This window comes from Aeromonas schubertii (assembly GCF_000820105.1).
In the GTDB taxonomy this organism is placed as follows: Bacteria; Pseudomonadota; Gammaproteobacteria; order Enterobacterales; family Aeromonadaceae; genus Aeromonas; species Aeromonas schubertii.
Map to the genome: position 1 here is coordinate 1 of NZ_CDDB01000019.1, position 19131 is coordinate 19131.

Here is a 19131-nt window from a genome sequence, read left to right on the forward strand (position 1 = left end):
CCCAATTCAGAGATGACGCGAGGCGTTGTTTCGACCGGTTTTGTGCTGATATGGCTCAGTCGGTAGAGCGCATCCTTGGTAAGGATGAGGTCCCCAGTTCGATTCTGGGTATCAGCACCATATAAGTGAAGGCCTTCCCACTCGGGAAGGCCTTTTTGCATTTATACTCTCAGGTCTACCTGTTGCACCCAACCCCCCTCTCCGGATTCCATCAGATATATGCCGCTCTGACGAAGCACACCTTTTTCATCTCCCAGACGCTGAAATGGGGTATCGAGAGGGGTGAGCTGTATCGCTCCGATACCCAGGGTCACCAAAGCGATGGGGGTCCGCTCTGGTTGCCACCAGAGTAGTTGTGATAGCCCCTTGTCTCTCTCGTCAAGCCACTGGTTGCCATCCTCATCGAGAGCGGCAAGTTCCGCGAAGCCGTTACCGCTTTGGGCTCCTAACAGCTCGCTGCCGTCATCGACAGTACCGTTACCATTCCGATCCAGCGCAAGAAACCCGCTCGCCCCGGCGAGGCCAGGTAGCTTCTCATTCTGGCCATCACCGTCCAGATCGAACTCAAATTTTGCCGTACTGAAGTCGGCTATTTTTCCATCGAGCGTGAGAACCAGCGGATCCTTGAGTTTGCCCAGCGTGGTACGTCGCTGCTCCACTGATAATTCGCGCCAGTCGAGGGCGAAGGCCAGGCTGATGTCGAACGTTTCCCCCTCCTGCGTCTGGATGCTCGCCCGCGTGAGGACTTGCAGAGTCTCCTGATCCAGTCTGAGGTCGGTCACATCGACCACCTGAGCCGGATCGCTGTTCTCCTGAAGAGGCTGGGAGGGGATTTTATCGCGATCGATGGGGTCGGGTATCTCTATCTCGTGCCCCAGCATGGCTTCGATCATCAACTTGATGAGACGGGTTCGGTTATTGAGCCCATCACTTTCCCACTCGCTCTCTTCCTGCTTCGCGTTGCTCTGGGGGGGACTGGCTTGAGGCACTGGCTGGGCCGCAGGGCGCACGACACGCTGCTGCTCGCTCGCGTGTTGATAGTCGATGCGTGCCATGCTCTGGGCGCTCTCTATGCGCATGATTCACCTCCTTGTCGATCGTCCTGTTATCGACCGTGGGGAGGTGACTGATTAACTGTGAATAGCTATATGCCCAATCTCTGGCAGTGAGCACAGATATAAGGGTCAGAGAGCGGGTCTGACCCCTTCTACCAGTATCTCGACCCTGCGATCCGGAGCCAGGCAGGAGATTAAGCGGCGACGCTCGTGGCCATTACATTGCGCGCCGGTGACAGACTCATGCTGGCCACGCCCCTCCGTATAGATCTTGTTGGCAGGTATGCCCTTCCCAATCAGGTAATTAGCGACACTCTGGGCCCGCCTCTGGGAGAGGCCGAGATTGTAGTCATCCCTGCCAAGACGATCGGTATGGCCAATGACGGTCACCATGCCATCTCTGGGGCGATTGGCTTCGATCTGGGCAAACAGTCGATCAAGCGCTTGATGAGCCTCTGATTTCAGACCGCTCTGGTTGAACTCGAATAGCACATCCGAATTCAGGCTGAAGCGCTGGTTGATGATGACCCTGGCGGGAGGGATCTCGGCAGGAGGGGAAGTGGCGGGTATGGTGCTCTGCCACTGACCCAAACGGTAAACAAGACCCAGGGCCAGCAACCCGTTATCGAGCTCGATGGCAGTACGATCCCAGGAGGCATCACCGATCGGGGTCGTGTATTGATACTCAAGGCGCAGGGCCCAACTCGGGTTTAGGGCATACTCAGCCCCCAGAGCAGCCACGAAGGCAGCGCTGTGTTCCTTGCCCGTTTCACTGACGGAACGGCCGCCATAGTGAGCCGTCGCGGTCGCGTCGGCCCAGGCATAGGCCCCCCCCATGCGAGTGTAGAGATCGAGTCGCTCGTTGAATGCCCCGCCGATCTTCACCGTTCCCTGAAGCATCTGCCCCTTGACCTCGCCGCTTAAGAGAAGACCGTCGAGGGCCCCTTCCGTCTTGTAGCGGCCCAGCCAGTCATAACCCAGCTCAAACCCCACATTTCGATTGAGTTGGTAGCCGGCAAACAGACCGGCCCCCAGGCCGTCACCGCTCTCTTGGCGGGATTGCAGGCGGCCATTGATCTCTTCGACTAGCCGCTGGGTATCGGCATCGAAGTAGTTGGACCAACCGACCTTGGCTCCGATATACCAGCTCTGATCATCGGGAGCGGCGTGTGTTCCCCCGGCCAGCAGAAGGCTGAGCAGTAGAGAGAGGTGATATCGATTCATGGTGTCATCCTTGCGACAGAGGCTTGTCTTCCTTCCCTAGCCTACCCCAAAGCGTCTGGGGCTCAAATGACCGTCTCTCCCTGGCTGTGACCCGGGCAACATTCTGGCTGTTGTCACCCTGCGAGAAGTTCTCTCTCATGCTCCTCCAGCCACCCGAGGCTGAGCCGGCGGGCCTCTTCCAGGGCGGTGGGCTGCTGGTAACTGTGCGCCATGACGATGGCACCTTCGAGCAGCAGGCATATGCGGGTTGCCAGCGCCGCATCGATGCCGAGCCATTCGCCAATAAGCCGTTGCAGTTCATGCTTGTGGGTGGCAACCAGGCGCCGTACCGGGTGGCGCGGGTCGCCAAATTCGGCGCTGGCATTGATGAAGTTGCAGCCGTAGAAGTCGTTCCGTCCAAACCACTCGGCAAAGCCGTCGAACAGTGCCTGCGCCCGTTCGGATTGCGTAGTGCAGGGGCGGATCCTGTCCTCGATCAGGGCGAAGAATTCCCGATCGCGGGCGGTCAGCACCGCTTCAATCAAGGCGTCCTTGGTGGGAAAGTGGCGATAGAGGGTGCGCTTGGTGCTGCCTGCCTCGCGCCAGATACGATCGATGCCGGTGGCATGAAAGCCGTGGCGGTTGAAGAGTCGATAGGCGGTGTCGAGCAGCTGTTGGCGCTTGTCGCTCATGATGATCCCTCTTGAAGTACACCGATCTGTCTACCTAGCATCCTCTCTCGAGCCAAGAAACACAACGAGGAGATGATCATGGCGTGGAAAGAGGCGGGTGTGGCAGGGATAGGGGCGGCGTTGGCCATCGGAGTGCTGGGCGGGCTCGATCTGGGGTTACGGCAGGCGCTCCTGATGGCGCCGTTCGGAGCGAGCTGCGTGCTGCTCTTCTCCCTGCCCCAGAGTCCGTTGGCGCAGCCGCGTAACCTGGTGGGCGGGCACCTGCTGACGGCCTGTGTGGGCCTGGCGCTGCAGGCTTTGCCCCTACCTCCCGAGGTGCAGATGGCATTGGCGGTGGGGCTCGGCATTGGCCTGATGCAGGGGCTTGGTCTTATCCACCCGCCGGCCGGGGCCAACCCGCTGCTGGTGCTGATGACCGGCCAGTCCTGGCCCTTCCTGTGGCAGACGGTGCTGCCGGGGGCCTTACTGTTGTGGCTGCTCAGCCGGAGCTATCACAGGGCACGGCAGTGGAAAATAAGCAGGGAGGCCTAGGCCTCCCCTCTGTTAACGGCCGCTGGCCAGGAACAGTCGGTAGGCCGGGTCCTCGCTCACCTCCTTCCAGGCGTAGCCAATCTCCCGCAGATAGTCGTGGAAGGCGCTCACGTCTTCGTCCGGCAGCTCGAAGGCACACAGCACCCGGCCGTAGTCGGCGCCGTGGTTGCGATAGTGGAACAGGCTGATGTTCCAGCGGCAGCCCAGGGTCTCGAGGAAGCGCATCAGGGCGCCAGGCTGCTCCGGAAACTTGAAGCTGTAGAGCCGTTCGTGCAGAGCCCGCGCCGGGCGGCCGCCAATCATGTAGCGCACGTGATTCTTGGCCAGCTCGCTCTCGGTCATGTTGACCACCGGGTAACCGTTGCCACCGAGCTCCTCGATGATCTGGCCGAGCTCCTGCTCACCACCGGTGAGGCGTACCGAGACAAACAGGGCGGCCTGCTCGGCGTCCGAGTAACGGTAGTTGAACTCGGTGACCATGCGTGGCCCCAGGTTGCGGCAAAAGTCGAGGAAGGCCCCCTTGCGCTCCGGGATGGTGATGGCCAGCATCCCTTCCCGCTTCTCGCCGATCTCGCAGCGCTCCGATACGTAGCGCAGGTTGTGAAAGTTGACGTTGGCCCCCGACAGGATGGCCGCCATTCGCCCCCCTTTGACCTGCTCGCGCTCGCAGTAGGCCTTGAGGCCTGCCAGCGAGAGGGCACCGGAGGGTTCGGCGATGGCGCGGCAGTCATCGAAGATGTCTTTAAGCGCCGCACAGATCTGATCGTTGGAGACGGTGATCACCTCGTCGAGGTACTGATCGCACAGGCGGAAGGTCTCCTCACCGATGCGACGCACCGCCACCCCGTCGGCGAACAGGGAGACCCGATCCAGCGATACCGGCTTGCCGGCGGTCATGGCGGCCTTGAGGCAGGCCGAGCCGTCGGCCTCGACGCCGATCACCTTGATGTCGGGCAGCAGTTGCTTGAGGTAGACCGCCACCCCGGCGGCCAGCCCACCGCCGCCCACCGGCACGAAGACGTGGGTGAGGTGGGTGTCCTGCTCCAGCAGCTCCTTGCCGATGGTGCCCTGGCCCGCGATCACCTCCACATCGTCGAACGGCGGGATCAGGGTGTAGCCCTCAAGCTCGGCAAGGCGGCGGCTCTCGGTGTAGGCCTCGTCGAAGTTGTTGCCGTGCAGCAGCACGTTACCGCCGTGGCGGCGCACCGCATCGACCTTGATATCCGGGGTGGTGGTCGGCATCACGATCAGCGCCCTGATGCCGAGCCTGGCCGCCGACAGGGCGACCCCCTGGGCATGGTTGCCGGCGGAGGCGGCGATGACGCCGCGCTCCTTCTGTTCACTGCTCAGGGTGGCGATCTTGTGGTAGGCGCCGCGCAGCTTGAAGGAGTGGACCGGCTGCAGATCCTCGCGCTTGAGCGCGACCTGGTTGCCGAGCCGCTCAGAGAGCTTCTTGAGGGGTTGCAGGGGGGTGATGCGCGCCGCCTCGTAGACGGGGGAGAGCAGGATTTTGCGCAGGTATTCCGCCGCTGAGACCATGGTGCTTACTCCTCCAGCTTGCTGCGATCGCGCACCGCGCCCTGATCGGCACTGGTGGCCAGCATGGCGTAGGCGCGCAGGGCGAACGACACGGCGCGCTCACGGCTCACCGGTTTCCACGCCTTGGCGCCGCGCGCCTCCATGGCGGTGCGGCGGCTCGCCAGCACCTCGTCGGCCACTTCCAGCACCAGCTCACGGGTCGGGATGTTGATGCGGATGATGTCGCCGTTCTCCACCAGGCCTATAGTGCCTCCAGCCGCTGCCTCAGGGGAGACGTGGCCGATAGAGAGGCCCGAGGTGCCACCGGAGAAGCGGCCGTCGGTGATGAGAGCGCACGCCTTGCCGAGCCCCATGGATTTCAGGTAAGAGGTGGGGTAGAGCATCTCCTGCATGCCGGGACCCCCCTTGGGCCCTTCGTAGCGGATCACCACCACTTCGCCGGCCTGTACGGTACCGTCGAGGATGGCGGCGACGGCATCCTCCTGGCTCTCGAATACCCGGGCCGGGCCGCGGAAGGTGAGGTTCTCCTCATCCACCCCGGCGGTCTTGACGATGGCCCCCTTGAGGGCGACGTTGCCGGTCAGTACCGCAAGGCCACCATCCTGGCTGTAGGCATGCTCGCGAGAGCGGATGCACCCCTCGGCACGGTCCAGATCCAGGGTCTCCCAGCGGCAATCCTGACTGAAGGCGCGGGTGGTGCGGATGCCGGCCGGACCGGCGCGGTAGAAGTCGTGAACCGCTTGCGCATCGCTGCGGCTCACATCGTATTGAGCCAACAGCTCGGCGAGGGAGAGGCCGAGCACGTTGCGGGTGTCGCTGTGCACCAGGCCGGCTCTTTCCAGCTGGCCCAGGATGGCGACCACGCCACCGGCGCGGTGCACGTCTTCCATGTGGTACTTCTGGGTCGAGGGGGCCACCTTGCACAGCTGGGGAACCTTGCGCGACAGGCGGTCGATGTCATCCATGGTGAAGTCGACACCCGCCTCCTGAGCCGCGGCCAGCAGGTGCAGCACGGTATTGGTGGAGCCGCCCATGGCGATATCGAGTGCCATGGCGTTCTCGAACGCCGCCTTGTTGGCGATGTTGCGCGGCAGGGCGGTGGGGTCTTCCTGTTCGTACCAGCGCTTGGTCAGGGCCACGATGCGCTGACCGGCCAGCTTGAACAGCTGCTCGCGATCGGCGTGGGTGGCCAACAGCGACCCGTTGCCCGGCTGGGAGAGACCCAGGGCCTCGGTCAGGCAGTTCATGGAGTTGGCGGTGAACATGCCGGAGCAGGAGCCACAGGTGGGGCAGGCACTGCGCTCGACTTGTTCGCTCTGGGCATCGGAGACCTTGGGGTCGGCGCCCTGGATCATGGCGTCCACCAGGTCCAGCTTGATAATCTGATCCGACAGCTTGGTCTTGCCGGCCTCCATGGGGCCGCCGGAGACGAAGATGACCGGGATGTTGAGGCGCAGGGCGGCCATCAGCATGCCCGGGGTGATCTTGTCACAGTTGGAGATACAGACCATGGCGTCGGCACAGTGGGCGTTGACCATGTACTCCACCGAGTCGGCGATGAGTTCGCGCGACGGCAGGGAGTAGAGCATGCCGCCGTGGCCCATGGCGATGCCGTCATCCACGGCGATGGTGTTGAACTCCTTGGCGACCCCGCCGGCGGCCTCGATCTCGCGGGCCACCAGCTGGCCGAGATCCTTGAGGTGAACGTGGCCCGGCACAAACTGGGTGAAGGAGTTGACCACGGCGATGATGGGTTTGCCGAAGTCGTCCTCCTTCATGCCGGTGGCACGCCACAGGGCGCGGGCACCGGCCATGTTGCGGCCGTGGGTGGTGGTGGCGGATCTCAGCTTCGGCATTGTCTCTACTCCCTGAATACCCTGCTAGGGCTTGCTATCTATATGGTGGAATCGGTCCGGGTCAGGGTGATCCCTCACCCGGAGCGACTCGGGGAGGTGTCGCCACCTCCCCGTGTTCGTCAGTCGGCGACCGGCGTCAGCCAGCCCCACTTGTCCTCGGTCTGGCCGTTGAACAGGCCAAAGAAGGCCGCCTGCAGCTGCTCGGTCACAGGACCACGGCGACCGGCACCTATGGTCATGCGGTCTACCGAGCGCACCGGGGTCACCTCGGCCGCCGTGCCGGTCATGAAGATCTCGTCCGCCACGTAGAGTGCCTCGCGCGGCAGGGCCTGTTCGCGTACCTCATACCCCAGGTCACGGGCCAGGGTCATGATGGTGTCGCGGGTGATGCCGGGCAGGATGGCGGCGGTGGCGGGCGGAGTGAACAGCACGCCGTTTTTGACCAGGAAGAGGTTCTCGCCGGCTCCCTCGCTCAGGTAGCCGTTGACGTCCAGCGCCAGCCCCTCGGCGAAGCCGTTACGCTTGGCCTCACGGCTGATGAGCTGGGACGAGAGGTAGTTACCGCCCGCCTTGGCGCCGGTCGGGATGGTGTTGGGAGCGAGCCGGTGCCAGGAGGTAACACACACATCCACCCCGTTCTTCAGTCCCTCTTCACCGAGGTAGGCTCCCCAGGGGATGGCGGCGATCATGACGTCGGCCTTGGCATCCTTGGGGGGGTGAAGCCCCAGACCCACATCGCCCATAAAGGCCAGGGGGCGCAGATAACCGCTCTTGAGGCCGTTGTCGCGTACCACGCTGCGGCATGCCTCATTGATCTCGGCCTGGCTGTAAGGGATCTCCAGCCAGTAAATTTTGGCGGAGTCGAACAGGCGGCGGGTGTGCTCCTGCAGACGGAAGATAGCGGTGCCCTTGGGGGTGTCATAGGCGCGCACCCCTTCGAACACGGACGAACCGTAGTGGAGGGCGTGGCTCATCACGTGAACCTGGGCGCTCTGCCAGGGGACCAGCTGGCCATTGAACCAGATGAATTGGGGATGTGACATGGCGTTTTCCTTATGCTCGGAGGCTCGACAGAGGTTCCTCGCTGCCCGCATGGCAGCCGTCGACGCGAGAGACATCCACCAGTTTCACCAGCTGGCTCCACAACTGCTGGATGGGACGTCCCGACTCGACAGTAACCGTGATCCACAGTTGTTGGCAATCCTGCTCCGCTTTTGTCTCCATCGTGAGAGCGCAGAGGTTGAAGCCACGGTGACGAACGACGCGCAGGACGCGCTCCATGACTTCGGGCTTGGGCTGGGCGTGGATATGCAGGGTGTGCTGGTTCATGGGCGTTGCTCCATCATCTTGTGGTTGGCGACTCCCGGTGGAACCAGGGGCCAGACATTTTCTTCCTCTGAAATGGTCACATGCAGCAGGTAGGCGCTCTCGCTTGCCAGCAGGCGATCGAGGGCGCCGGCTATCTGCTCCTTGCATGTGATGGTCTCACCCTGGATGCCGAAGGCGGCGGCCAGGGCGACGAAATCGGGGTTGTCGGAGAGGTTGGTCTCGCTGTAGCGGCCGTCGAAGAAGAGCTCCTGCCACTGGCGCACCATGCCGAGACGCTGGTTGTCGAGCAGCACCATCTTCACCTTGAGTTGGGCGCGGCGAAGGGTGCCGAGCTCTTGCACGTTCATCATGAAGGAGCCATCGCCGCTCACCAGTACCACCTCATCATCAGGGCGGGCCATCTTGGCGCCGATGGCGGCGGGCAAGCCGAAGCCCATGGTGCCGAGGCCGGCGCTGGAGAGGTGGTTGCGCGGGCTGGTAAAGCGCATGTGTTGGGCCACCCACATCTGGTGCTGGCCCACGTCGCAGGTGACCACAGCCTCATCCGGCAGCCGTTCGCTCAACTGCTTGAGCAGGGCCGGGGCATAGATGGCCTGGCCCGGATGGTCGTAGCGAAAGGCGTAGTCGCGGGCCATGGCGGCGCAGTGAGCACGCCAGGGGCCCAGGGTCAGCGGCATGGCCAGCGCCGGCAGCACGGCGTTGAGATCCGTGCAGATACCCACATCGGCGGCACGGCGTTTACCGAGCTCGGCGGCGTCCACATCGAGGTGGATGACGCGAGCGTTGGGGGCAAACTCGTCGAGCTTGCCGGTCACTCTGTCGTCGAAGCGGGCGCCGACGACGACCAGCAGGTCACACAGTTGTACCGCGAAGTTGGCGGCCTTGGTGCCGTGCATGCCCAGCATGCCGAGGAAGAGCGGTGAGTCGGCATCCAGGGTGCCGATCCCCTTGAGCGTGGTGACGCCCGGCATGCCGGTGACGGCGGCGAACTTGCGCAGGGCCGCCTCGGCATTCGCCATCCCGACCCCGCCGCCGACGTAGAGCAGGGGGCGCTCGGCGGCGGCCAGCAGGGCTCGGGCCTGCTCCAGCGCTGCATTCGGTAGCGGCTCGCTGCGGGCCACGGCAGTGAGAGGGGGGCGCGCCGTGAAGGCGGCGAGCTGTACATCCTTGGGCAGATCGATGAGCACAGGGCCCGGGCGTCCCTCGGTGGCGATGGCGAAGGCCTCGGCGATCACCTGGGGCAGCTCCTCCACGTCGGTCACCATGAAGGAGTGCTTGGTGCAGGAGAGGGACATACCGAGCACGTCCACTTCCTGAAAGGCATCGGTACCGATGGCGGCGCAGGGCACCTGGCCAGAGATGGCCACCATGGGGATGGAGTCGAGCAGCGCCTCGGCCAGGCCAGTCACCAGGTTGGTGGCGCCCGGGCCCGAGGTGGCGATGCAGACGCCGACCCGGCCGCTGGCCCGTGCATAGCCGATGGCAGCCATGGCGGCCCCCTGCTCGTGGCGACAGAGTTGGTGGGCCAGGCCACCGTCGTAGAGGGCATCATAGACCGGCATGATGGCGCCGCCCGGGTAACCAAACACCTGGGTGACCCCCTGTTGTTTGAGGGCCGAAACCAGATACTGCGCGCCATTCATCTGCATACTTCCTATCCCTTTCGCTATCGCCGGCAAACGGCCAAAGAAAAACCCCCGAGCTTTTTGGGCTCGGGGGTCGTCTTGTTGGTTCTGCCGGTGTGGGTCTATCCCTTGTTCCGTGCAGCCAAACGAGCCCCGAGCGGTGTAATAATCACCACCACTAGGACCACGATAATGCTGACGAAACGGGAGACCAGGCTCATGACAAAATCCAGTGAAAATTCGTTAAAAGGTGCGGTTTAACCGCGAATGGCTATTAGAACTAGCACGGGCAGATTTTGTGGGCAAGACTTTTTTTCGTGACAAGTTTCTGTCTTCTCCGGTCATCATCGGGCGAAACCAGAGGATATGACTGAGAGTGGATGCCTTATCAGTTAAAAATAACAAACGGGATAAAGATCATGTCATTAGCTGTGGTTTACAGCCGGGCCAGCCTGGGTGTCGCGGCGCCGCTGGTCACGGTGGAGGTTCACCTCTCAAACGGTCTGCCGGCCTTCAACATCGTCGGGTTACCCGAGACCTCGGTGAAGGAGTCGCGGGATCGGGTTCGCAGCGCCCTGCTTAACGGCAACTTCGAGTTTCCGGCACGGCGTATCACGGTCAACCTGGCGCCGGCGGATCTGCCAAAGGAGGGGGGGCGCTTCGATCTGGCCATCGCCCTCGGTATTCTCGCTGCTTCGCAGCAGATACCCGCAAAAAGCCTGCTCGATCACGAGTTTTTAGGGGAGTTGGCCCTGACGGGTGAGCTGCGCTCCGTGCTTGGTGTGCTGCCGGCGGTGCTGGCCTGTCGTGATGCGGGGCGAACCCTGGTGGTGGCGCGAGAAAACGGGGTTGAGGCCGCCCTGATCCGCGATGCCAGGGTACGCTGCGCCCATCAGTTGCTGGCGGTGACCGCCTGGCTCTCGGGTCAGCTCGAACTCCCCTTTCCCGAGCCCGGTGAGGAGCCGCCGTCCGAAGAGGGGCCCGACCTGCTGGACGTGATCGGGCAGGCCCAGGCCAAACGGGCGCTGGAGATCGCCGCCGCCGGCAGCCATCATCTGCTCTTCATCGGGCCTCCCGGGACCGGCAAGAGCATGCTGGCGAGTCGGCTGCCCGGTATCCTTCCTCCCTTGAGCGAAGCCGAGGCACAGGAGAGCGCGGCCATTCACTCCATCGGCGGTCAGCACAGACGAAACTGGCATCGCCGCCCTTTTCGTACCCCTCATCACAGCGCCTCGGCGGTGGCCCTGGTGGGGGGGGGCAGCGACCCCAGACCCGGCGAAATCTCGCTGGCCCACAATGGCGTGCTCTTCCTGGACGAGTTGCCCGAGTTCGAGCGCAAGGTGCTCGACAACCTGCGTGAGCCGCTCGAAACCGGCCACATCACCATCAGCCGGGCCGCCCGTCAGGTGGATTTTCCCGCCCGTTTCCAGCTGGTGGCGGCCATGAATCCGAGCCCTTGTGGTCACTATGGGGATGGTCAGACCCGCTCAACGCCGGATCAGATACTGCGCTATCTGGGGCGACTCTCCGGCCCGTTCCTCGATCGTTTCGACCTCACGGTGGAGGTGCCTCTCCTGCCGAGGGGGAGTCTCAGCGGCCCGGCCCAACGGGGGGAGTGCAGCGCTGCGGTGCGCGATCGCGTGATGATCGCCAGGGAGCGCATGCTGGCACGAAGTGGCAAGCTTAATCATCGACTCGATAGTCGTGAAATCGAAGATATTTGTCGATTATCGCAGCAAGATGCCGATTTTTTGGAGGGGGCTATCCAAAAACTGGGGCTCAGCATTCGGGCCTGGCATCGCTTGCTGCGAGTGGCCCGCACCATAGCGGATCTGGCCGGGGACGAGGCCATCGAGCGGCGCCATCTGGTGGAGGCGCTGGGCTATCGAGCCATGGACCGCCTGCTGTTACGTCTTCGTAACACATAGGCGAGGAGGGATTCGGCTGGTATCATGGCCAGGTCTGACCAGCATCGAACCGGGAGCCCGTGATGCCATCCAAACTGCTTGAGCGCCTGCGCGGTCTCTGCTCGACCCTGCTCATCTTCCTCAACACCCTGTTCTGGTTTGTCCCTGTCTTCTTCTTTGGTCTGGTCAAGCTGCTGCCTCTGCCGCTCTTGCGTGCCGGTTGCAGCCGCATCACGGATGCCTGTGCGACTTGCTGGATCGGCTTTAACAATTTGGTTCAGAAATACCTGTGTGGCACCCGAATGGACGTGGTCGGAGTGGACAAAGTGACCCCGAACGAGTGGTATATGGTGGTTGCCAACCACCAGTCCTGGGTCGACATTCTGGTGCTTCAGCGGATATTCAACCGCAAAATCCCCTTTCTGAAGTTTTTCCTGAAGAAAGAGCTGATTTGGGTGCCTTTTCTTGGGCTGGCATGGTGGGCGCTCGACTTTCCCTTCATGCGGCGATATTCCCGTAAATTTCTGGAAAAACACCCTCATCTGAGGGGAAAAGACATAGATACGACCCGTAAAGCCTGTGCCCGCTTCCGTCATATGCCGGTGAGTGTGATGAACTTCGTCGAAGGGACTCGCTTCACCCCGGCCAAGCACCGGAAGCAGGGATCTCCCTATCGCCACCTGCTGACACCCAGGGCCGGCGGTATCGCCTTTACCCTGGCGGCCATGGGAGATCAGTTGCACAGGCTGGTGGATGTCACCATCTGTTACCCCGGCGGTATCCCCAGTTTCTGGGACTACATGTGTGGCCGCCTGGGGGAGGTGCGGGTCAAGGTGCGGGTGCTGCCTATCGACAGGAGGTTGATCGGCGATTACTCCAATAACCCCGAGTTTCAACAGACGTTCCAGCAGTGGCTCAATGGCCTGTGGTCGGAGAAGGATCAGACCCTCGCCAGCCTGAGCGCACCTGGACAGTAAGAGAATCATGCTCACTTTTCTGCCCGGCCCGCTTGTCTTCCTGCTCAGCGCCCTGCTGACCATCACCCAGACCGCCTTCTGGGCGACGCTGATCCTCTGCTTCTCCCTGCTGAAGTTGTTGCTGCCCGTGCCGGCCCTGTCGCGCCTGTGCAGTCGTATCAATAACCTGCTGATGCGCGGCTGGCTGGAGTGCAACACCCTGATCATGCGCCTGACCAATCGCATCGAGTGGGAAATCGAGGACAACACCCAATTGCGCAAGGAGGGGTGGTATCTGGTGGTGTGCAACCACCTGAGCTGGACCGACATCGTCGTTCTCGGCCATCTGTTCCGCGAACGTATCCCGGTGCCCAAGTTCTTCATGAAGCACGAGCTCATCTATATCCCATTGTTGGGGCTCGCCTGCTGGGGACTCGACATGCCCTTTATGCGGCGCTATTCGAGAGAGTTCCTCCTAAGAAACCCGCATCTGCGCGGTAAGGATATCGAGACGACCCGCACTGCCTGCGAGAAGTTTCGCCATATCCCGACCACTGTCATCAACTTCGTGGAGGGGACTCGCTCTACCGGTGACAAGCGGGTGCAGAGCCGTTCTCCCTATCGCCATCTGATGGCGCCCAAGGCAGCCGGGCTTGCCTTTACCCTGGCGGCCATGGGGGAGCAGTTTGACAAGATGATCAACGTGACCCTGAGCTATCCGGATAACCGCGAGACTCCGTTCAAGGACTTTATGATGGGGCGCATGACCCGGATCCGGGTGCATCTGGAGGAGCTGCCCATCGAGGGGGACATGGTGGGTGACTACTTTAACGACAAGCAGTTCAAGCGCCGTTTCCAGCAGTGGCTCAACGGCCTGTGGGCCCAGAAGGATGCGCGCCTGACGGCCTGGGAGCAGACCGATCAGCCTGCCGTCGCCAGCAGCGAGGCGAGCTCTCCGAGCTGATCTTCACTGAAGACTGTGATGCCGTGGCGACGCAGTAACTGCGCCGTCTTCCCCTCGCCCGGCTGGGAGATGCCGTCGAAGCGGCCGCTGTAGATGCGGCCGCTGCCGCAAGAGGGGCTCCCCTCTTTGAGCAGGGCGATCCGGATCTCCTCCCGCCGGCAGAGGGCCAACGCCAGCTCGGCGCCCCGATCAAACTCGGCGGTCACATCGAGCCCCGCCTCGGTCACCACCCGTTCGCCCCGCCGCTCGGCGGGGGGGCGCGGGGTCGGCAGGCCACCGGCCACCTCGGGACAGAAGGGAAGCAGGACCCCCTCGGCACCGAGATGACTCAGCCAGTCGCTCACCAGCCCCTTACTGCGCCCGTCGTAGCGTACCGGCATGCCGAGCAGGCAGGCGCTCACCAGTATCTTCATCCTTCCGCTCCATTCATGACCTGATCAAACATGACGCAGCAGGGGCTCTCGATACGGTAGAGGATGGCCGGCCTCTGTTTGCCGGTGCGTTTGCGCCCCGTGTCGCAGAGGATGTCGGCGCGATGGATGCGTTTGCGAAAGGCGGCCGTGTTCATGGGGGTTTGCAAGATGATCTCGTAGGCCCGTTGTAGCTCGGAGAGGGTGAACTCCTCTCCCAGCAGATGCACCGGCAGGGTGCTGTAGCGGCTCTTGACCCTCAGCCGCTCGAGGGCGCGGGCGATCAGCTGGACGTGATCGAAGGCCAGCCTCAGGGTGGGCAGGCTCTGCAGGGGATACCACCGGCCACGGGCCAGCTCGGTGGTCGGTGAGACCAGGCTGAGGTAGACCAGGGTGGTGGACCAGCCACGGGGGTCCCGATCCCGGCTGCCCAGGCTGCATACCTGCTCCCGATAGCTGTTGCCGAGCCCCCACTCCTGCAGCAGGCGGTCCAGGGCGGACTCCAGATCCCGGTCACGCCCTTCGTCGATGCGCAGGGCGGGCAACTGCAGGGCATCGAGACAGGGGGGGCGATCGCGTCGCTCGAGAAGCAACTCGATCTGCTCCTCCCGCAGCCGCAACACCACCACATCCAGACTCATCCTCAGCATCTCGCTCGCTCCGCTCGCCTTCCATAAGTGTTTGGTAGATAATATCACACGGATAATATGTATTGCAGGAGCGAACATGGGAATCATCGCCAGTCTGGACATCGATGCGCAGAAAGGGTTTACCCCCCTCTGCCCGCAGGAGCTGCCGGTACCGGGAGGTGACGAGATAGCCGCTGCCCTCAATGCCCAGGCGACCCTGGCGGCCCTGCGCATCGGCAGCAAGGATGCCCATCCGGCCAACGCCAGCTGGGTGGTGAACAGTCCGAGCGAGATGCTGTTGCCCCTCAATCTGCCCAATGCCGATCTCACCTGGCCGGCCCACTGTGTGCCCGGCACGACCGGCTTCGAGCTGCTTGACGGCTTGCCGGCTCCCATCGATTACGATTTCTTCATCTGGAAGGGGGTCGAGCCAGACCTGCACCCTTACGGGGCCTGCTACCACGATCTGGCGGAGCGCCGCAGCACGGGCCTGCTGGAGTTCCTGCAGGCGCGCGGGGTGGATACGGTGATCGTCGGTGGGCTGGCGACCGACTACTGCGTCAAGACCAGTGCACTGCAACTGCGCCGTGCAGGCCTTCGCGTCATCCTCCATCTGGCCGCCTGCCGTGGCATAGGGGCGCAAACCGTCTCTGCAGCCCTGGTGGCGATGACAGAGGTGGGGGTCGAACTGGCCGCCGATCTGCACGAAGTGCGTCGCCTGCTGGGGTCCTGATATGCCGATTCTGGAGAGTCTGCTCGATACCGATGCCTACAAGCTGCACATGCAGCAAGCGGTGTTCCATCACTACCCGGATGCGGAGGTGGTGGCCGAATTCCACAGTCGTAATGACGAGGACCTGCTGCCCCTGATGGGACAGATCGAGGAGCAGCTGCGTCAGGCCGGTCGTCTGCGCCTCTCTTTGGAAGAGGGGCGCTACCTGGCCCAACGTCCCTTCCTCAGCCAGGACTACATCGACCACCTGAGTCACAAGCCGCTCGATGCCTCTTTGCTCGAGGTGCATGAGCGGGAGGGGCGGCTGGCGGTGCGAGTCAGTGGCCTGTGGCAGGATGTGATCCTGTGGGAGATCCCGATCCTCGCCATCATCAGCGAGATGCGTAACCGCTTCCGTTATCCCCAGCTGGGGGTGAGCGAGGCGGTCGCGCGGCTCGATCAGAAGCTCGATTGGCTCAGTGGCGAGCTCAGTGCCGAGGAGATGGAGGGGTTCAGCCTGGTGGATTTTGGCACCCGGCGGCGCTTCTCTCGCGCCGTGCAGGAGGCCGTCGTCACCCGACTGCAGGAGCGGTTGCCGGCGTTTCGCGGCACCAGCAACTACCGGCTGGCCCATCGCCTCGGTCTGCCGGCGGTCGGTACCCAGGCTCATGAGTGGTTCCAGGCACACCAGCAGCTCGGTTTTCCCCTCGCCCAGAGCCAGCGGGCTGCCTTGCTCACCTGGCTCGAGGAGTTCGACGATCATCTAGGTATCGCATTGACCGACTGCATCACCATGGATGCCTTCCTGCGCGACTTCGACTTCGAACTGGCCAGCCGCTATCAGGGATTGCGTCACGACTCGGGGGATCCCGTCGTCTGGGGAGAGAAGGCGATCGCCCACTACCAGCGCCTCGGCATCGATCCCCGTGGCAAGACGCTGGTCTTCTCCGACGGGCTCGATCTGCCACGGGCAGTGGCCCTCTTGCGCCACTTCCGTGGCCGCATCAACACCAGTTTTGGCATCGGTACCCAACTCACCTGCGACCTGCCCGGGGTTTCCCCCATGAACATCGTCTTCAAGCTGGTGGAGTGCAACGGTGGCCCGGTCGCCAAGATCTCCGACAGTGCCGGCAAGACCCTGTGTCGGGATGCCGATTTCATCCGCCGCCTGCGACAGGCGTTCCAGCTCTCCCTCTGACCAGGACCCGGATCATCGGGTCTTCTTATTTTTCCAATTAAACACGAAACGATTTCATATTAATTATTTAATGTATCCACAGAGTGCTGGCCGATTTTAATAACGATTTTCTTCACGGGCTACCATATGTAAATTACCCGTTTTTAACGCGATTCTTGGTCGTTATGTCGAGATGATGAAATAGGGTTCCACGTTTGGCTTTTTGTGTTAATCACTGAAACGTTTGCATTTTTTAATCTGAATTTTAAAAAATGGAATGTGACGCTGCTCCTCTTTTTTATTTTTTCACTGCCTATGATGGCGCCAGTTAAAATTCATACTCACAGGCAGTTCAAATTATGCAATACCTACACTTCATCCTCGGCCTGGCCCTGGTGCTGGCCCTCTCGTTGGCGATCAATCGGCATGGCTGGCGCAAGATAAAGGCACGTTATATCGTTCAGTTGCTGGTCGTCGAATTGGCCCTGGCCTGGTTTATGCTGAACTCCTCGGCGGGGCTCGCCATCATCGGCGGGTTTGCCGCCGGCTTCAGCAAGCTGCTGGAGTTCGCCAAGCAGGGGACCGATTTCGTGTTTGGTGGCCTGATGAACGAAGGGGCCTTCAGCTTCTTTCTCATGGTGCTGATGCCCATCGTCTTCATCTCGGTGCTGATCGGCATCCTCCAGTACATCCGCCTGCTGCCTCTCATCATCCGCGGTATCGGCAGTGTATTGGCCAGGATCAACGGCATGGGCAAATTGGAGTCCTTCAACGCCATCAGCGCCATGATCGTCGGTCAGTCCGAGAACTTTATTGCGCTCAAGAACATACTGCCGCACCTCAACGAGAAGCAGATGTACACCCTGGCCGCGACCGCCATGTCCACCGTCTCCATGTCCATCGTGGGCGCCTACATGCAGATGATAGAGCCGCGCTATGTGGTCGCGGCCCTGATCCTCAACATGTTCAGCACCTTCATCGTGCTCTCTCTTATCAATCCCTACGAGCCGGATAATACGGTCACCGACGCCAAGGCGCTGGCCGAGGGCGATGAGCACCATACCCCGAAGAGAGAGAACTTCTTCGAGATGCTGGGCGAGTACATCATGGCCGGCTTCACCGTGGCGGTGATCGTGGGGGCCATGCTGGTTGGCTTCATCGCCCTGATCGCCATGATTAACTACCTGTTCGAGCTGGCCTTCGGCATCAATTTCCAGCATGTGATGGGCTACCTCTTCTACCCCGTCGCCTGGGTGATCGGTATCCCGGCCGGTGAGGCGTTGCAGGCGGGCAGTGTGATGGCAACCAAGCTGGTGACCAACGAGTTTGTGGCCATGATGGATCTCGGCAAGATCGCCGCCGGGCTCTCCCCGCGCACCGTTGGCATGCTCTCCATCTTCATGGTGTCATTCGCCAATTTCAGCTCCATCGGCATCATTGCCGGGGCGGTGAAGGCGCTGAACGAAGAGAAGGGCAACATGGTCTCCCGCTTTGGCCTCAAGCTGGTCTATGGCTCCACCCTGGTGAGCCTGCTCTCTGCCATCATCGCCGGCGTGATGCTGTGATCCTCTAGGTGCGCCTGCACCCTTGGCCCCGGCCTCTGGTCCGGGGCCTTTTTATTACAACCAGCCGCGCCACCAGCCATTGATGGCCAGCAGAGCCAGGCCGACCAGGGTCTCGGGCAGGGGGCCGTGGCGGGGTTGCAGCAGGGGCAGGGCAAAGCGACGGCGCAGGGGCCACAGCAGGGGGATACCGGCGGGGGTGAGCAGATCCCCGAGCAAGTGGCTGAGATAGCCGATCAGCAGGGCATCCTTGAGGCCATCCGGCATGCCGGGCAGGCTGGCCTGGAGCCCCCAGATACCCAGGCCGGTGGCGAGCAGGCTATGGGTGAAACCCCGGTGGCCACACAGACGGGCCAGAGGGCGCGAGAGAAAGGGGAGCCACTGTCCCAGCAGCGACCTGGGGTGGTCGAGATCCGGCAGCAGACCGCCGAGCAGGGCAAGGGGCAGCAACTGCCAGAGTGGCGTTGTCGTCAGGGAGGGGAGCAGTTCGGTGTGGCGGACCAGCAGGGTACAGCCGACGGCAAACAGCAGGTGTCCGCGGGCAGTCATAGGGAGGATGAAACGGGCTTGGAAATGGGCGGCGTATGATAGCAGCCGCCCGTCGCCTGTCATCCCCTTTCAGCCGGGCTCTCGCCGCCGTGACGGGATTAGCCGAGCTTGCCCCGCTGCAACCAGCGGTCGAGGGCGTTGGCGAAGCGCTGCCGATCGGCCTGGTTGAGGGGCGCAGGTCCACCGGTCTGGACGCCGGCCGAACGCAGCTCCTCCATGAAGTTGCGCATGCCAAGGCGCGCCTTGATGGTCTCTTTGGTGTAGATCTCCCCGCGCGGGTTGAGGGCTTCGCCGCTGGCATCGATCACCAGATCGGCCAAGGGAATGTCGGCGGTGATCACCAGATCCCCCGGCACCACAGAGGTGGCGATCAGATGGTCGGCCACATCGAACCCCTTGGGGACCTGGCGGCTGGTGAGCCAGGGGGAGGGGGGA

19 protein-coding genes and 1 tRNA gene are annotated in these 19131 nt (G+C 62.5%); 8 read left to right on the forward strand and 12 right to left on the reverse strand.

Features of this window, described 5'->3' with window-relative positions; all coding sequences use genetic code 11:
* The first annotated feature begins 44 nt into the window (after nt 1–44).
* Nucleotides 45–120 (forward strand) — tRNA-Thr (locus BN1133_RS03840).
* Between the two features lie 41 nt (nt 121–161).
* Here the strand turns inward: BN1133_RS03840 and BN1133_RS03845 are convergent.
* The 3 genes from BN1133_RS03845 to BN1133_RS03855 all read right to left on the reverse strand — a co-directional run bounded on the left by BN1133_RS03845 (nt 162) and on the right by BN1133_RS03855 (nt 2950).
* The gene (locus BN1133_RS03845) at nt 162–1079 is read right to left on the reverse strand and encodes a hypothetical protein (RefSeq protein ID WP_050665234.1); all 918 of its coding nucleotides are present in this window, start codon (nt 1077–1079) and stop codon (nt 162–164) included.
* A gap of 105 nt (nt 1080–1184) precedes the next feature.
* Nucleotides 1185–2279 carry a porin OmpA gene (gene ompA, locus BN1133_RS03850; protein WP_050665235.1) on the reverse strand — a complete coding sequence of 365 codons (1095 nt, stop codon included), beginning with the start codon at nt 2277–2279 and terminating at the stop codon, nt 1185–1187.
* 113 nt (nt 2280–2392) lie between these two features.
* Nucleotides 2393–2950 (reverse strand): TetR/AcrR family transcriptional regulator, encoded by a 558-nt coding sequence (locus tag BN1133_RS03855; protein ID WP_050665236.1) that lies wholly within the window; start codon nt 2948–2950, stop codon nt 2393–2395.
* A gap of 72 nt (nt 2951–3022) precedes the next feature.
* Here BN1133_RS03855 and BN1133_RS03860 point away from each other — a divergent pair, with 72 nt between their 5' ends.
* Nucleotides 3023–3481, forward strand: a complete 459-nt coding sequence (locus BN1133_RS03860) for an HPP family protein (RefSeq protein ID WP_082177892.1) — start codon at nt 3023–3025, stop codon at nt 3479–3481.
* 12 nt (nt 3482–3493) lie between these two features.
* On the opposite strand, the gene ilvA is transcribed toward BN1133_RS03860, so the two are convergent.
* From ilvA to ilvG, 5 genes are all read right to left on the reverse strand, one after another.
* Complete coding sequence (gene ilvA / locus BN1133_RS03865) at nt 3494–5020, reverse strand: threonine ammonia-lyase, biosynthetic (protein ID WP_050665238.1); 1527 nt, start codon at nt 5018–5020, stop codon at nt 3494–3496.
* A 5-nt stretch (nt 5021–5025) separates the two neighbouring features.
* Entirely contained in the window at nt 5026–6876 is a 1851-nt protein-coding gene (gene ilvD / locus BN1133_RS03870; RefSeq protein WP_050665239.1) for a dihydroxy-acid dehydratase, read from the reverse strand.
* A 119-nt stretch (nt 6877–6995) separates the two neighbouring features.
* Nucleotides 6996–7919: a branched-chain amino acid transaminase gene (locus BN1133_RS03875; RefSeq protein ID WP_050665240.1), complete on the reverse strand. Its 924-nt coding sequence runs from the start codon at nt 7917–7919 to the stop codon at nt 6996–6998.
* Between the two features lie 10 nt (nt 7920–7929).
* Nucleotides 7930–8205, reverse strand: coding sequence for an acetolactate synthase 2 small subunit (gene ilvM, locus BN1133_RS03880; protein ID WP_050665241.1), 276 nt, complete (start codon nt 8203–8205; stop codon nt 7930–7932).
* Nucleotides 8202–9848, reverse strand: coding sequence for an acetolactate synthase 2 catalytic subunit (ilvG, locus tag BN1133_RS03885; RefSeq protein ID WP_050665251.1), 1647 nt, complete (start codon nt 9846–9848; stop codon nt 8202–8204). The genes ilvM and ilvG overlap by 4 nt, the downstream gene beginning before the upstream one ends.
* Nucleotides 9849–10249: 401 nt before the next feature.
* Between ilvG and BN1133_RS03890 the strand changes: the two genes are divergently transcribed.
* The 3 genes from BN1133_RS03890 to BN1133_RS03900 all read left to right on the forward strand — a co-directional run bounded on the left by BN1133_RS03890 (nt 10250) and on the right by BN1133_RS03900 (nt 13657).
* Entirely contained in the window at nt 10250–11758 is a 1509-nt protein-coding gene (locus BN1133_RS03890) for a YifB family Mg chelatase-like AAA ATPase (protein WP_050665242.1), read from the forward strand.
* A 62-nt stretch (nt 11759–11820) separates the two neighbouring features.
* Nucleotides 11821–12714: an acyltransferase gene (locus BN1133_RS03895; protein WP_050665243.1), complete on the forward strand. Its 894-nt coding sequence runs from the start codon at nt 11821–11823 to the stop codon at nt 12712–12714.
* A gap of 7 nt (nt 12715–12721) precedes the next feature.
* Nucleotides 12722–13657, forward strand: a complete 936-nt coding sequence (locus BN1133_RS03900) for an acyltransferase (RefSeq protein ID WP_050665244.1) — start codon at nt 12722–12724, stop codon at nt 13655–13657.
* Here the strand turns inward: BN1133_RS03900 and BN1133_RS03905 are convergent.
* Nucleotides 13615–14070 carry a 2-thiouracil desulfurase family protein gene (locus tag BN1133_RS03905; RefSeq protein ID WP_050665245.1) on the reverse strand — a complete coding sequence of 152 codons (456 nt, stop codon included), beginning with the start codon at nt 14068–14070 and terminating at the stop codon, nt 13615–13617. The two genes, BN1133_RS03900 and BN1133_RS03905, sit on opposite strands and share 43 nt — an antisense overlap.
* Entirely contained in the window at nt 14067–14717 is a 651-nt protein-coding gene (locus tag BN1133_RS03910) for an NUDIX hydrolase (protein WP_050665246.1), read from the reverse strand. Before BN1133_RS03910 ends, BN1133_RS03905 begins: the two co-directional genes overlap by 4 nt.
* Before the next feature lie 76 nt (nt 14718–14793).
* Between BN1133_RS03910 and BN1133_RS03915 the strand changes: the two genes are divergently transcribed.
* From BN1133_RS03915 to BN1133_RS03925, 3 genes are all read left to right on the forward strand, one after another.
* Entirely contained in the window at nt 14794–15429 is a 636-nt protein-coding gene (locus BN1133_RS03915) for a nicotinamidase (protein ID WP_050665247.1), read from the forward strand.
* A 1-nt stretch (nt 15430) separates the two neighbouring features.
* The gene (pncB, locus tag BN1133_RS03920) at nt 15431–16606 is read left to right on the forward strand and encodes a nicotinate phosphoribosyltransferase (protein ID WP_050665248.1); all 1176 of its coding nucleotides are present in this window, start codon (nt 15431–15433) and stop codon (nt 16604–16606) included.
* Between the two features lie 338 nt (nt 16607–16944).
* Nucleotides 16945–18150 carry a NupC/NupG family nucleoside CNT transporter gene (locus BN1133_RS03925; RefSeq protein WP_050665249.1) on the forward strand — a complete coding sequence of 402 codons (1206 nt, stop codon included), beginning with the start codon at nt 16945–16947 and terminating at the stop codon, nt 18148–18150.
* A gap of 54 nt (nt 18151–18204) precedes the next feature.
* Here the strand turns inward: BN1133_RS03925 and BN1133_RS03930 are convergent, their stop codons facing one another.
* On the reverse strand, nt 18205–18696 hold the full coding sequence (locus tag BN1133_RS03930; protein WP_050665252.1) for a metal-dependent hydrolase: 492 nt from the start codon (nt 18694–18696) through the stop codon (nt 18205–18207).
* A gap of 98 nt (nt 18697–18794) precedes the next feature.
* A partial coding sequence (locus tag BN1133_RS03935; protein WP_050665250.1) for a YaiI/YqxD family protein occupies nt 18795–19131 on the reverse strand: 337 nt, incomplete at its 5' end.

Coding starts and splice junctions, on each gene's coding strand:
- ilvG (WP_050665251.1), bottom strand. CDS start 9,848: ATGAATGGCGCGCAGTATCTGGTTTCGGCCCTCAAACAACAGGGGGTC.
- BN1133_RS03930 (WP_050665252.1), bottom strand. CDS start 18,696: ATGACTGCCCGCGGACACCTGCTGTTTGCCGTCGGCTGTACCCTGCTG.
- BN1133_RS03915 (WP_050665247.1), top strand. CDS start 14,794: ATGGGAATCATCGCCAGTCTGGACATCGATGCGCAGAAAGGGTTTACC.
- BN1133_RS03895 (WP_050665243.1), top strand. CDS start 11,821: ATGCCATCCAAACTGCTTGAGCGCCTGCGCGGTCTCTGCTCGACCCTG.
- ompA (WP_050665235.1), bottom strand. CDS start 2,279: ATGAATCGATATCACCTCTCTCTACTGCTCAGCCTTCTGCTGGCCGGG.
- BN1133_RS03875 (WP_050665240.1), bottom strand. CDS start 7,919: ATGTCACATCCCCAATTCATCTGGTTCAATGGCCAGCTGGTCCCCTGG.
- BN1133_RS03890 (WP_050665242.1), top strand. CDS start 10,250: ATGTCATTAGCTGTGGTTTACAGCCGGGCCAGCCTGGGTGTCGCGGCG.
- BN1133_RS03925 (WP_050665249.1), top strand. CDS start 16,945: ATGCAATACCTACACTTCATCCTCGGCCTGGCCCTGGTGCTGGCCCTC.
- BN1133_RS03845 (WP_050665234.1), bottom strand. CDS start 1,079: ATGCGCATAGAGAGCGCCCAGAGCATGGCACGCATCGACTATCAACAC.
- BN1133_RS03855 (WP_050665236.1), bottom strand. CDS start 2,950: ATGAGCGACAAGCGCCAACAGCTGCTCGACACCGCCTATCGACTCTTC.
- ilvM (WP_050665241.1), bottom strand. CDS start 8,205: ATGAACCAGCACACCCTGCATATCCACGCCCAGCCCAAGCCCGAAGTC.
- BN1133_RS03905 (WP_050665245.1), bottom strand. CDS start 14,070: ATGAAGATACTGGTGAGCGCCTGCCTGCTCGGCATGCCGGTACGCTAC.
- ilvA (WP_050665238.1), bottom strand. CDS start 5,020: ATGGTCTCAGCGGCGGAATACCTGCGCAAAATCCTGCTCTCCCCCGTC.
- BN1133_RS03900 (WP_050665244.1), top strand. CDS start 12,722: ATGCTCACTTTTCTGCCCGGCCCGCTTGTCTTCCTGCTCAGCGCCCTG.
- pncB (WP_050665248.1), top strand. CDS start 15,431: ATGCCGATTCTGGAGAGTCTGCTCGATACCGATGCCTACAAGCTGCAC.
- ilvD (WP_050665239.1), bottom strand. CDS start 6,876: ATGCCGAAGCTGAGATCCGCCACCACCACCCACGGCCGCAACATGGCC.
- BN1133_RS03860 (WP_082177892.1), top strand. CDS start 3,023: ATGATCATGGCGTGGAAAGAGGCGGGTGTGGCAGGGATAGGGGCGGCG.
- BN1133_RS03910 (WP_050665246.1), bottom strand. CDS start 14,717: ATGCTGAGGATGAGTCTGGATGTGGTGGTGTTGCGGCTGCGGGAGGAG.